Origin of the sequence: Microbacterium sp. ZXX196 (assembly GCF_009709595.1) — a bacterium.
Taxonomy (GTDB): Bacteria; Actinomycetota; Actinomycetes; order Actinomycetales; family Microbacteriaceae; genus Microbacterium; species Microbacterium excoecariae.
This window is the reverse complement of record NZ_WMEE01000216.1, coordinates 1-269: the sequence shown is the minus strand read 5'-3', so window position 1 is coordinate 269 and position 269 is coordinate 1. Positions and strand designations below refer to the sequence as shown.

1 pseudogene is annotated in these 269 nt (G+C 65.1%); it reads right to left on the bottom strand.

The features are described 5' to 3' along the window. A pseudogene (locus GJQ66_RS14260) lies at window positions 1-269 on the bottom strand (hypothetical protein); the annotation flags it as partial.

Here is a 269-nt window from a genome sequence, read left to right as displayed (position 1 = left end):
GGTCTTGGCGAACTGATCGTCCAGGGGCGGGAAGGCCGCATTCACGAAGATCGGCGTTCCCACCACCGAAAGATTGCGCGTGGAGCCGAAGGCGACCGTATTGCTCACCCCTTCCGCCGCGCGCTCCACCCAGCCGCGTTGGGCGCGGTTGAACGGCAGCTCCTCGCGGTCCATCGCGAAGAAGTACTGGCGAAAGAACTCGCCCAGCTCGGTAAAGAGGCCCCGGAACCGCCCGATGACCGGATAATTGCGCCGAATGGCATCCCGGG